Annotated in this window: 12 protein-coding genes; 10 read left to right on the forward strand and 2 right to left on the reverse strand. The window is 40.4% G+C overall.

Annotation, left to right across the window (positions count from 1 at the left end; all coding sequences use genetic code 11):
• Positions 1-390: 390 nt before the first annotated feature.
• From P20439_RS09585 to P20439_RS09600, 4 genes are read left to right on the forward strand one after another with little or no spacing between them, the layout of a single operon-like run.
• Positions 391-1395, forward strand: a complete 1005-nt coding sequence (locus tag P20439_RS09585) for a Fe(3+) ABC transporter substrate-binding protein (RefSeq protein ID WP_008466451.1) — start codon at positions 391-393, stop codon at positions 1393-1395.
• On the forward strand, positions 1395-3026 hold the full coding sequence (locus P20439_RS09590) for an iron ABC transporter permease (RefSeq protein ID WP_036933451.1): 1632 nt from the start codon (positions 1395-1397) through the stop codon (positions 3024-3026). The genes P20439_RS09585 and P20439_RS09590 overlap by 1 nt, the downstream gene beginning before the upstream one ends.
• Positions 3027-4079: an ABC transporter ATP-binding protein gene (locus P20439_RS09595; RefSeq protein WP_008466455.1), complete on the forward strand. Its 1053-nt coding sequence runs from the start codon at positions 3027-3029 to the stop codon at positions 4077-4079. It begins immediately after the preceding gene.
• A 39-nt stretch (positions 4080-4118) separates the two neighbouring features.
• Positions 4119-5018, forward strand: coding sequence for a Dyp-type peroxidase (locus tag P20439_RS09600; RefSeq protein ID WP_008466458.1), 900 nt, complete (start codon positions 4119-4121; stop codon positions 5016-5018).
• A 55-nt stretch (positions 5019-5073) separates the two neighbouring features.
• Here P20439_RS09600 and argR read toward each other — a convergent pair whose 3' ends face one another.
• On the reverse strand, positions 5074-5541 hold the full coding sequence (argR, locus tag P20439_RS09605) for a transcriptional regulator ArgR (RefSeq protein ID WP_008466460.1): 468 nt from the start codon (positions 5539-5541) through the stop codon (positions 5074-5076).
• Positions 5542-5766: 225 nt separating this feature from the next.
• Here argR and mdh point away from each other — a divergent pair, with 225 nt between their 5' ends.
• A complete protein-coding gene (mdh, locus tag P20439_RS09610) occupies positions 5767-6699 on the forward strand; it encodes a malate dehydrogenase (RefSeq protein ID WP_008466462.1) in 933 nt (310 codons plus the stop codon).
• Between the two features lie 77 nt (positions 6700-6776).
• On the opposite strand, the gene ispB is transcribed toward mdh, so the two are convergent.
• On the reverse strand, positions 6777-7748 hold the full coding sequence (gene ispB / locus P20439_RS09615) for an octaprenyl diphosphate synthase (RefSeq protein ID WP_008114958.1): 972 nt from the start codon (positions 7746-7748) through the stop codon (positions 6777-6779).
• Between the two features lie 423 nt (positions 7749-8171).
• Between ispB and rplU the strand changes: the two genes are divergently transcribed.
• From rplU to P20439_RS09640, 5 genes are all read left to right on the forward strand, one after another.
• Positions 8172-8483, forward strand: a complete 312-nt coding sequence (gene rplU / locus P20439_RS09620) for a 50S ribosomal protein L21 (protein WP_004587921.1) — start codon at positions 8172-8174, stop codon at positions 8481-8483.
• Between the two features lie 16 nt (positions 8484-8499).
• Positions 8500-8757: a 50S ribosomal protein L27 gene (gene rpmA, locus P20439_RS09625; protein ID WP_008114963.1), complete on the forward strand. Its 258-nt coding sequence runs from the start codon at positions 8500-8502 to the stop codon at positions 8755-8757.
• A gap of 139 nt (positions 8758-8896) precedes the next feature.
• Entirely contained in the window at positions 8897-10048 is a 1152-nt protein-coding gene (gene cgtA / locus P20439_RS09630) for an Obg family GTPase CgtA (RefSeq protein ID WP_008114965.1), read from the forward strand.
• A 74-nt stretch (positions 10049-10122) separates the two neighbouring features.
• Positions 10123-10614 carry a type 3 dihydrofolate reductase gene (folA, locus tag P20439_RS09635; RefSeq protein ID WP_008466466.1) on the forward strand — a complete coding sequence of 164 codons (492 nt, stop codon included), beginning with the start codon at positions 10123-10125 and terminating at the stop codon, positions 10612-10614.
• Between the two features lie 82 nt (positions 10615-10696).
• Positions 10697-11071, forward strand: coding sequence for a DUF3718 domain-containing protein (locus tag P20439_RS09640; protein WP_008466467.1), 375 nt, complete (start codon positions 10697-10699; stop codon positions 11069-11071).
• Positions 11072-11083 lie beyond the last annotated feature (12 nt).

Raw genomic sequence — 11083 nt, forward strand, 5'->3', positions numbered from 1 at the left:
ATCCTGAGCCTGTCCTTAAATCCCTGTTATCCTAAAAACCAAACCTTGGTACTCGAGTAGTTAGTCCGTTTCCATTTACTCGGTAAGCGTCGTTGCTTATTTATGGGTTAATTATAGAGAGTGATTTGCAGTAAATGTAGGATAAAACCGCTTATGGTTTATGTTCTTACAAATGAAATATATTTAAATAACTTAAAATACAATAGCTTAGTTTATTTTTAGGGTGTTGTGCAGGGTGTTTTTACTCATTTGCTGTCATAAGCGTAAGAGATATCTTACAGGGGTTTTCTTTTTTGGGCGTATTTATCACTAAGTAATTATATAAAGTGTGCACTTTTTGGTTCATCGCGGTAAAATTAATGATAATAATTATTAATCAGGTAAGAAAATATGAAAAAAACACTCGCGCTTGTTGTTGGGTTAATTATCTCAGCACCTGCTGTTGCAACAGATGTTGTGAATATTTACTCATTTAGACAACCTTTTTTAATTAAACCTATTTTAGATGATTTTACACAGCAAACAGGCATTAAAACCAATGTGGTGTTTGCTAAAAAAGGCTTAATAGAACGTGTTAAGCGTGAAGGTAAGCATAGCAAAGCAGATTTAGTATTAACCTCTAATTTTAGTGCGTTAATTCAGTTAGAAGAGCTAAAGCTAACGCAAACTATTGAGAGTGAAAACGTTAATAATAATGTGCCGGCTGCATTTCGTGATGGCGATGGCCAGTGGGTGGCACTCACTAAGCGAGTACGTAACGTTTACTCTTCAAAAGAGCGCTTAGGTCCATTGCCTGAGCTGAGTTATGAAGATTTAGCTAAACCTGAATATAAAGGTCAAATCTGTACTCGCTCTGGTAAGCACCCGTACAACTTAGGGTTAGTGGCTTCTATGATTGCTCATCATGGTGAAGCGCAGACTAAAACATGGCTAGAGGGTGTAAAAGCGAATTTAGCGCGTAAGCCGCAGGGAAATGACCGTGCGCAAGTGAAAGCCGTTAAAGAAGGTTTATGTAATTTAGCCTTAGGTAACAGTTACTACTTAGGTAAAATGTTGCAAGATGAAGCGCAAAAACCATGGGCAGATGCGGTTAATATTAATTTTCCAAACCAAACTAACCGTGGTTCGCATATTAACGTATCGGGTGCGGTAATTACTAAGTATGCTAAAAACCCTGAAAATGCCTTGAAACTCATAGAGTATATGACCGACAATAAGGCGCAAAATATGTATGCCTCGCTCAATATGGAGTATCCGGTTAAGCCAGGTGTTAAGCTTTCAAGTTTGGTTGCATCGTGGGGAAGCTTTAAGGAAGACAGCTTACCGCTTGATGAAATTAGCAAATATCGTCCGTTAGCCCTTAAGCTAATTGATGAGGTGAAGTTCGATCTTTAATGACTTATAAATTTCAGCTGTCGAAGTGGCAGCTTATTGCGTGGTCGACGGGTTTGTTACTGTCGACCCCGTTGTTTTTTCTACTAGTAGAATCTTTACAAGGCGACTCAGAGGTATTTACCCACCTGTGGAATACTGTGCTGTGGGACTATATAAGTAATACCGTATTACTGGTTTTAGGTGTAGGGTTACTTAGCTGTCTTATTGCGTTACCACTGGGTTGGCTCACCGCTTATTGCCGTTTTCCTGGCAAACAACAGTTTGAATGGGCATTGATGCTGCCGCTTGCCATGCCTACCTATATTATTGCTTATGTATATACCGATTTACTCGACTACGCGGGGCCGGTACAAATAACACTTAGAGAGTGGTTTGGTTGGCAGTCACCCAGTGATTACTGGTTTTTTGATATACGCACTTTGCCAGGGGCTATCATCATGATTGCGCTGGTACTCTATCCGTATTTATATTTAATTTTTAAAACTGCACTACGTGAACAATCTTTTAAGTTAGTCCAAGCAAGCCAGTTAATGGGATTAAGTGCATGGAAAAGCTTTTTTAAAGTAAGCCTGGTGCTTTCTCGTGGTGCTATTGTTGCTGCGCTGGCTTTGATCAGTATGGAAACCATGGCTGATTTTGCTACCGTTAGCTACTTTGCAGTCAGTACACTAACCACCGCAGTATACGATACCTGGTTTGGTTATTATTCATTAACTGCAGCAGCAAAAATTTCAGGGGTGATGTTGTTACTGCTGTTCTTAGCATTGATCACCGAGCGTTTTAGCCGTCGTAACCAAGCTGTATTTGAACGTCAATCGAGCGTGAACAGCGAGGCGCTTTATATCCTAAAAGGTAAGTCTGCATGGTTAGCAACGGGATTTTGTAGCCTTATTTTAATAATCTCATTTATTATTCCTATGTTTGTATTACTTAAATATGCAGTGATGTATTTTGACCAAGCGTGGAATAGTGAATTTTTTAGCTATGCATGGCAAAGTTTAAAAGTGGCTGCAGTGGTTAGTGCAGTGACGATAACACTGAGTGTTTTAGTGGTGTTTTATCAGCGCATTGCAAAACAAGCAAACCCACTTATACCTGGGCGTTTAGCAAGTACGGGGTATGCGTTACCAGGTACAGTATTAGCGATTGCGGTATTGTTGCCACTCACATTATTAGAAAATACCATTAACCGTATTCTGACTCCTTATGATTTAGACATTGGTCTATTACTGACTGGCAGCTTACTCACTATTATTTTTGCTTATATAGTGCGGTTTTACGCCGTGGCTCATGGTGCCATAGAATCAAGCTTTTCACGTATTAGCCCCTCGCTTGATATGGCAAGTCAGTCAATGGGGAAAAGCCAAGGCCGCACATTACGCTTAGTGCATTTGCCTTTATTACGCCGAGGCTTATTAACCGCAGGTTTATTGGTATTTATCGAGTGTATGAAAGAGCTGCCCGCAGCCTTACTGCTAAGGCCTTTTGACTTTGAAAGCTTAGCAACGCACGTGTTTCAATATGTCAGCGACGAACAATTAGAGCTGGCCTCTATATCAGCTTTATTTATAGTGGTGGTGGGCTTTATTCCGTTATATTTTATTAACCGTTCAATGGAGCAACGTAGTTAAATGAGTAGTTTGATTTTACAAGGCGTGAGCTATGCATATAACGGGACTAAGGTTGTAGATGATTTAGACTTAACCTTAGGTAAAGACGAAATAGTGTGTTTACTCGGTGCCAGTGGCTGCGGCAAAACCACCACACTTAAAGCCATTGCAGGATTAATTGAAGCCAAGCAAGGACAGGTATTTATTGATGGTAAGTTAGTCAGTGATGCCAATACGTTTGTGTCACCAGAGCATCGTAATATTGGTATGATGTTTCAAGACTACGCACTATTCCCACATTTAACGGTAGCGAATAATATTGGCTTTGGTCTAAGCGATATGAGCAAAGCGGATAAACAAGCTCGCGTGGATGAAATGTTAAAGCTTGTGCATTTGGTTGGCTGCGCCGATAGGTACCCACATCAACTCTCTGGTGGTCAACAGCAACGGGTAGCGATTGCGCGTGCATTAGCTTATAAACCCAGTTTACTCTTGTTAGATGAGCCGTTTTCTAATATTGATACCCAAGTCCGATTTGAATTAATCGCCGATATTAGGCGTATTATTAAAGCTCAGCAAGTGTCGGCAGTGTTTGTTACTCACTCAAAAGAAGAGGCGTTTGCATTTTCAGATACGCTTGCGGTTATGCATCAAGGTAAAATTGCGCAGCAAGGCACGCCAGAGCAGCTTTTTGCCAAACCAAGCTCAAAGGAGGTTGCAGAATTTCTGGGTCAGGGCATATACTTAAGCGCAACTGTATTAACAGCCACTGAATATAAAACACAGTTTGGTGTGGTTAAATCAATACTGCCACAGCAATGCGCAGTGGCTAAAAAGGGTGTTATTTATGTGCGCCCACATCAACTTGAACTTGCCAGTAATAATGATAACGAGCTGGAGTGTGAGTGCGTAACTATACTAAGTAGTCGCTTTATTGGCTCTGCTTATGTATACACTGTGGTTATTGCTGAACAAGAAATAGAAGTTGCAGCTCAGTATGGCCAGTCATTTGAAATTAATGAACAGGTTATAATAAAAATAAAACCGCACACGGTGAATTTTTTTGAATCGTAATTAATCACTGTGTTTTGCTCTAAAAAGTAAGGAATAACAATGGCGCAAGCGCAATCAGGGATTTGTGCTGAAGCAAACTTACACGGTTTGCACTTATTTTTTAATGTACTTGATGGTCACGACGAATCACTTCGCGCTAAGCTTAAACAAGTGAGCGATATTGAAGATGAGTTTAGTGATCAGTTCTCTGAATCTATGCTTTCTTGCATGGTGGCAATTGGCGCCCAATATTGGCCGCATATTTTACCTGACTTCATGCCAAGCGAGCTGCAAAGCTTTCCTAATATTACCCATAGCGACTTTGTTATGAGTGCAAGGCCATGTGATTTGTTTGTGCAAATCCGCTCAGACAGAGAAGATGTAAACCATTTGTTTGCACTACAAATACTCAAGCTATTCACCCCAGATGTTGAGCTAGTTGAGCAAATTTGTAATTTTCGCTTTTTAGATGGCCGAGACTTTAATGGCTTTATTTATGCGGGCGATACTCCCCATGGCCGTCAAAAACGTGTAACGGCGTTAGTTAATAAGCCTGATAGTTTTGAAGATCAAGGTAGTTACATTCATGTGCAGCGCTATAAGCACGACTTGAGCTTGTGGCAGCATTTGTCATTACATGAACAAGAGCAAATAATGGGTCGTACACGCCTTGATAATACCTTGCTCAGCCCCGCACTTGAAAGTAGCCATGCAACCCGCAGTGAATTAAAAGATGAACAAGGTCAGGCACTGTTACTCAACCAAAGCATGCCTTATGGCGATGTATATGAGCAAGGTATGTTAGTGATCACGTGCTCTGCTAAAGGAGATGCATTCGAAAAAGTGCTAACTAGCCGACTAGGGCAGGGGGAAGATTATGACCACTGGCTTGATTTTACTCAGGCGGATATGGGCTCTGCATTTTTTGCCCCTTCAGTGCGATTTTTAAAGCAGTTATAACAGTTGTAAAACGGCTACGTAGTGATCATAGCCGTTTCAATCACAGCGTTAGTGGTTAAACCGTATCAAATAAAATACGCACACGCTCTAGTGTGAGGTCTATTTCTGAGATTTTAGCTGGTGCGATAAAAATAGTATCATCGCCGGCAATAGTGCCTAGTACGCCGTCTGCTTTGCCTAATGAATCAAGTAAACGCGCAATGAGTTGAGCAGCCCCTGGGCTGGTGCGAATAATAATCATCATTTCGTTATGCATAATATCAATAACGAGTTGGCGCAACGGGCTCTTAGCGGTTGGTACTCCCATTTCGGCGGGTAAACAGTACACCATTTCTTGTTTTGCATTACGGGTGCGTACCGCGCCAAACTTACTTAACATTCGCGACACTTTACTTTGGCTAATATTATCAAAGCCTTGTTCTTTTAACGCATCAACTATTTCGCCCTGTGAGCCAAAGTTTTCTTCTTTTAAAAGTGCTTTAAAGGCTTTAACCAATGCTTCTTGTTTATCTTGTGGTTGCATAGTGTCTAATTAGTTATGTAATAGATACCGCAAATTCTACACAAAAATGCATAATTATGCAGCAGTTGTTTGCTTAAGTTGCCATTTTGCTGCGTTTAAACAGCAAAGTTTACAACTATGGTCGAAAATATAGCTAAAATAAGCAGGATAAATTTGTTTTTAGTCGTTAATTTCTTTATCTTATGAACCACAAATATTTCCTACCTCAAATCACGGAGAATTCCAATGAAAGTTGCTGTATTAGGTGCTGCAGGCGGTATCGGTCAAGCGTTGTCTTTATTATTAAAAACAGGTTTACCAGCTGGCTCTGAATTATCACTATATGATGTTGCGCCAGTAGTTCCTGGTGTTGCTGTTGACCTTTCTCACATCCCAACAGATGTTAAAGTTGCAGGTTTTGGTGCTGACGATTTAGATAAAGCATTAACAGGTTGTGATATCGTTCTTATCCCAGCGGGTATGCCACGTAAGCCAGGTATGGATCGTGCTGATTTATTTAATGTTAACGCTGGTATCATCAAAACACTAGCAGAAGGCATTGTTGCTAACTGTCCTAAAGCGCTTGTGGGTATTATTACTAACCCAGTTAACGGCACTGTACCAATTGTTGCTGAAGTATTTAAAAAAGCAGGTACTTATGATGCTAAACGTGTATTCGGTATTACAACACTCGATGTGATCCGTTCTGAAGCGTTCATTGCTGAGCTTAAAGGCGTTGACGTAGCAAGCGTTAAAGTTCCAGTAATTGGTGGCCACTCAGGCACAACTATCCTACCGTTACTTTCTCAAGTTGAAGGTGTTACTTTCACTGATGAAGAAGTGGCTGCACTGACTCCACGTATCCAAAACGCGGGTACTGAAGTAGTTAATGCTAAAGCGGGCGGTGGTTCTGCAACATTATCAATGGGTGCTGCTGCTGCACGTTTTTGTATGTCTTTAGTTAAAGGCTTACAAGGTGAAGACGTTGTAGATTATGCATATGTTGCTGTTGAAAATGGCGATGCAGAGTACTTCGCACATCCAGTACGTTTAGGTAAAAATGGCGTAGAAGAAATTCTTTCTTACGGCACACTAAGCGCATTTGAAGAGCAAGCAAAAAATGACATGCTTGAAACTCTGAAAAAAGACATTAAAGAAGGTGTTGATTTTATGGCGTAATAGCCAAAATTAACCCAATAAAAAAAGCCTGCATTTGCAGGCTTTTTTATTGCTCGGAATTATCTACACAGTATAACTTAGTGGTCGCGATCAACCGCTATTCTAGCTAAGCTAATTAATGCTTGCTTGTAACTTGATTCAGCTAAGCAATCTAAACAAGCAATTGCTTTCTCTGCTTCTTGCTCTGCTTTTTGCATAGTGAACTCAAGGGCATTGGTATGTTTAAGTGCAGCGAGTATCTCATCTAGATGCTCCATACCATTACAGTGCTCAATAGCGTCTCTTATTAACTGTGTTTGATGCTCACTACCGTGTTGCATTGCATATATAAGAGGTAACGTCGGCTTACCTTCAGCTAAATCATCGCCAATGTTTTTACCAAGTTGGTCGGCATCAGCGTTGTAATCTAAAACATCATCCACTAACTGAAAAGCAGTGCCTAAATGCATACCATACAAATTAAGTGCGTTTAATACACTGTCATCTTGCTCAGTAATAATAGCAGCTAGCCCGGTTGCAGCTTCAAATAACTTGGCGGTTTTAGAGTAAATAACCTGCATATAACTGGCTTCAGTAGTATCTGGGTCATTACAGTTCATTAATTGCAGCACTTCGCCTTCAGCAATAATATTGGTTGCATCGGCTAATACTTGCATTATCTGCATTTTACCAAGGCCTACCATTAGCTGAAACGAGCGAGTATAAATAAAGTCTCCCACGAGAACACTGGCGGCATTACCAAACTCGGCATTTGCTGTGGGTGTGCCACGGCGCAAGTTAGATTCATCTACTACATCGTCATGTAAAAGCGTTGCGGTATGAATAAATTCAATAATTGTTGCTAGCGTAATGTGATCTTTACCTTGGTAACCTAGCGCTTTAGCCGCCAAAATAGCCAACATGGGGCGAACACGTTTGCCACCGCTGTTAACAATATACAAACCAAGTTGATTAACTAACGCCACATCTGAGCGCATTTGCGCATGTATTAGTTGATTGACGTCATTCATATCGCTTTCGATTAACGCCTGGATAGCTTTTATATCCATTGATCTCCGAGCCAATTTTAATGTGTGAACGGCGCAGATTGTACAACAAAAAACGCATTAGCTCGATATTTTGTGATGATTCCTTAAAAAAACACCCTTAAGTAGGTTAAATGACCTATTAACTTGGTGAATAAATGATTAAACAGCGTGGTTTAAATTTGAATCACCCTTGACGGTTAATTGAACTACGTGGGCTTGCTTTGCGATTGCTAATTTATTTTCTCTAACCGTTAAAAAGCGCTTGGCAAAGGGGGATTTTAATATAAAATAGGGGAAATATTGAATTGCTCTCAATGCAGCTACTTTTTATTCATTTAATTACAAAAAGAGGCTTGCTAGTTTTTTCGCATTAGCGTAAACTTCGCGCCCTATTGAAGAATATTTTAGTTGCGTCGATTTGAGGGCGCACAGACGGAGTTAATTATGTACGCGGTTTTCCAAAGTGGTGGTAAACAGCACCGTGTGACTGAAGGTCAAACAATTCGTCTTGAGAAATTAGACGTTGAAACTGGTGCAGCAGTTGAATTTGATTCAGTACTTTTAGTTGCTGATGGTGAGAAGATCGAGATTGGTGTACCGTTCGTAAACGGTGGTAAAGTAACAGCTGAGGTTGTTTCACACGGTCGCGGTGAGAAGATTAAGGTTGTTAAATTTAGACGCCGTAAGCATTCTCGTAAGCAAATGGGCCATCGTCAATGGTTCACAGAAGTTAAAATCACTGGCATTAGCGCTTAATTAGAGGTACTTAGAAATGGCACATAAAAAAGCAGCTGGTAGTACTCGTAACGGTCGCGATTCAGAAAGCAAACGCCTAGGTGTTAAGCGTTTTGGTGGCGAATCAGTTCTAGCGGGTAGCATCATTGTTCGTCAACGTGGAACTCGTTTCCACCCTGGCGCAAACGTAGGTATCGGTAAAGACCACACTATCTTCGCAAAAGCAGATGGTAAAGTTCAGTTTGAACAAAAAGGTCCTTTAAACCGTAAATACGTAACTATCGTAGCTGAGTAATCAGCAAGGTAGTTAAAAAACCCCGCCTTTGCGGGGTTTTTTGTTTTAAGCAAAATATATACCCAAGCCCAGCCTGCAATCAGCACGGCTTGGGTATATAATAGAGTTATTAACAAGCCAATCCCTAAAGTGAGTAATCATGAAGTTTGTAGATGAAGTAGAAATTCGCGCAGAAGCTGGTGACGGTGGCAGCGGCATCGTGTCTTTTCGTCGTGAGAAATATGTTCCAGATGGTGGACCTGATGGCGGTGACGGTGGAGACGGTGGTAGTGTTTATCTACAAGCTGATGAAAACTTAAATACCCTTATTGACTATCAATTTGAGCGTTTTCACAGAGCTGAACGTGGTACTAACGGTCAAAGCCGTAATTGTACTGGTAAAAAAGGTGAAGATCTGATTGTAAAAGTGCCGGTAGGTACACGTATCCTAGATGTTGATACTCAAGAATCATTAGGGGATTTAACCCAAGATGGTCAACGAATTGTGGTTGCAAAAGGCGGTTTCCATGGCTTGGGGAATGCGCGTTTTAAATCAAGTACTAATCGTGCTCCACGTCAAAAAACACTCGGCACACCAGGTGAAGTACGTAACCTTAAATTAGAGCTAATGCTATTAGCTGATGTAGGTTTACTGGGTTTACCAAATGCAGGTAAATCGACCTTTATTCGCAGTGTATCCGCTGCAAAACCTAAAGTAGCAGATTATCCATTTACTACGCTTATCCCTAATTTAGGCGTTGTTCGTCCTGAAGCAAATAAATCATTTGTCATTGCTGATATTCCTGGCTTGATTGAAGGTGCGTCGGATGGTGCGGGCTTGGGTATCCGATTCTTAAAGCATTTAGAGCGCTGTCGTGTGTTATTGCACATTATTGATGTTATGCCAGTTGATGGATCTAACCCTGTTGATAATGCTTTTGCAATCATCAACGAGTTGCATCAGTACAGTCCTAAGCTTGCTGAAAAGCCACGCTGGTTAGTATTTAATAAAATTGACTTATTGCCTGAAGATGAAGCCAAGGCCCTGTGTGAGCAAATTGCAGAAGAGTTAGGTGAATCTGAAAATATTTATAGTATTGCCGCAATTAATAAATTAAATACGCAGCCATTAATTCACGACATCATGACGCTACTTGATAACATGCCTAAAGAAAAGTTTGTTGAAGTTGCAGACGAAGAAGTTGAATTTAAATGGGATACCTACCATCAAAAAGCCACTAAAGGCGATGATGATGACTGGGATGATTGGGATGAAGATGATTACGACGTAGAAGTTGTCTACGAGCGTTAATGATAATTGTATATATTTAAAAGGAGCTAACGCTCCTTTTTTATTTTTTAATAATAAAGAATTAGGTGTTTAGTGTGATAATTTCAATGATTGCAGCAATGGCAAACAACCGTGTCATTGGTTTAGATAATAAAATGCCATGGCACTTACCTGGCGATCTTCAGCACTTTAAAAAAGTAACCTCTGGTAAGCCCGTTATTATGGGGCGTAAAACATTTGAGTCGATAGGTAGGCCGCTGCCTGGGCGTCGCAATATTATTATTACTCGCAACACTGAATATAAAGCAGCGGGAATTGAAACAGTAACCACGCCTGAGGCTGCACTTGAGCTTGTTAATGATGTTGCAGAGGTGATGATTATTGGCGGTGGAAACATTTACCAGCAGTTCTTAGGGCAAGCACATCGGTTGTATTTAACCTTTATTGACCTAGATATTGAGGGGGATACACAGTTTCCTGATTACCAAAATGTTGCAAGTTGGCAAATTGAAGATGAAATGTTGATGGCTCCTGATGATAAAAATAAATATAGTTATAAGTTCGTAACTTTGAATAAAATCTCTTAACATTATTGCCAAAATCTGAGCGTGTTGGTACAATATTAAACAGTCGAGTACGAAAAAAGTATTAATATAGGGTGTCCAATCAATGATTAAATTACCGAAGCTAGTTGTAATTGCTGCTATTGCAGCGGGTTCGTTTGCTTATACTGCGCCTGCAAGCGCTAATGATCAGTTAGCTGTTTCAATCTGTGAATACATTGCTGGTGATGATAAAAACCGTCTACGTAGTAAATTAAAAAGCTCACGTGTTAAGATTCGTAATATCTATGATGCAGTTTTCTGTAACGGTAACAACTTGCTACGTCACGCTGTTGCAAGTAATGCAGTTGATGCGGGTGAGTACATTGTTAAAAACTTATCAAAAAGCTCACTTGAAGATGGTGCCGATATTGCCTGGGCTGAGGCAAATCATGCAGGATCAGCTTTAATCCCTATTATTAAAGACCGTGCAGGTCTTTAAATAAAAGTTTAA

Origin of the sequence: Pseudoalteromonas sp. BSi20439 (assembly GCF_000241165.1) — a bacterium.
Classification (GTDB): Bacteria; Pseudomonadota; Gammaproteobacteria; order Enterobacterales; family Alteromonadaceae; genus Pseudoalteromonas.

Coding starts and splice junctions, on each gene's coding strand:
- mdh (WP_008466462.1), top strand. CDS start 5,767: ATGAAAGTTGCTGTATTAGGTGCTGCAGGCGGTATCGGTCAAGCGTTG.
- P20439_RS09595 (WP_008466455.1), top strand. CDS start 3,027: ATGAGTAGTTTGATTTTACAAGGCGTGAGCTATGCATATAACGGGACT.
- rplU (WP_004587921.1), top strand. CDS start 8,172: ATGTACGCGGTTTTCCAAAGTGGTGGTAAACAGCACCGTGTGACTGAA.
- P20439_RS09640 (WP_008466467.1), top strand. CDS start 10,697: ATGATTAAATTACCGAAGCTAGTTGTAATTGCTGCTATTGCAGCGGGT.
- ispB (WP_008114958.1), bottom strand. CDS start 7,748: ATGGATATAAAAGCTATCCAGGCGTTAATCGAAAGCGATATGAATGAC.
- rpmA (WP_008114963.1), top strand. CDS start 8,500: ATGGCACATAAAAAAGCAGCTGGTAGTACTCGTAACGGTCGCGATTCA.
- P20439_RS09590 (WP_036933451.1), top strand. CDS start 1,395: ATGACTTATAAATTTCAGCTGTCGAAGTGGCAGCTTATTGCGTGGTCG.
- argR (WP_008466460.1), bottom strand. CDS start 5,541: ATGCAACCACAAGATAAACAAGAAGCATTGGTTAAAGCCTTTAAAGCA.
- cgtA (WP_008114965.1), top strand. CDS start 8,897: ATGAAGTTTGTAGATGAAGTAGAAATTCGCGCAGAAGCTGGTGACGGT.
- P20439_RS09585 (WP_008466451.1), top strand. CDS start 391: ATGAAAAAAACACTCGCGCTTGTTGTTGGGTTAATTATCTCAGCACCT.
- P20439_RS09600 (WP_008466458.1), top strand. CDS start 4,119: ATGGCGCAAGCGCAATCAGGGATTTGTGCTGAAGCAAACTTACACGGT.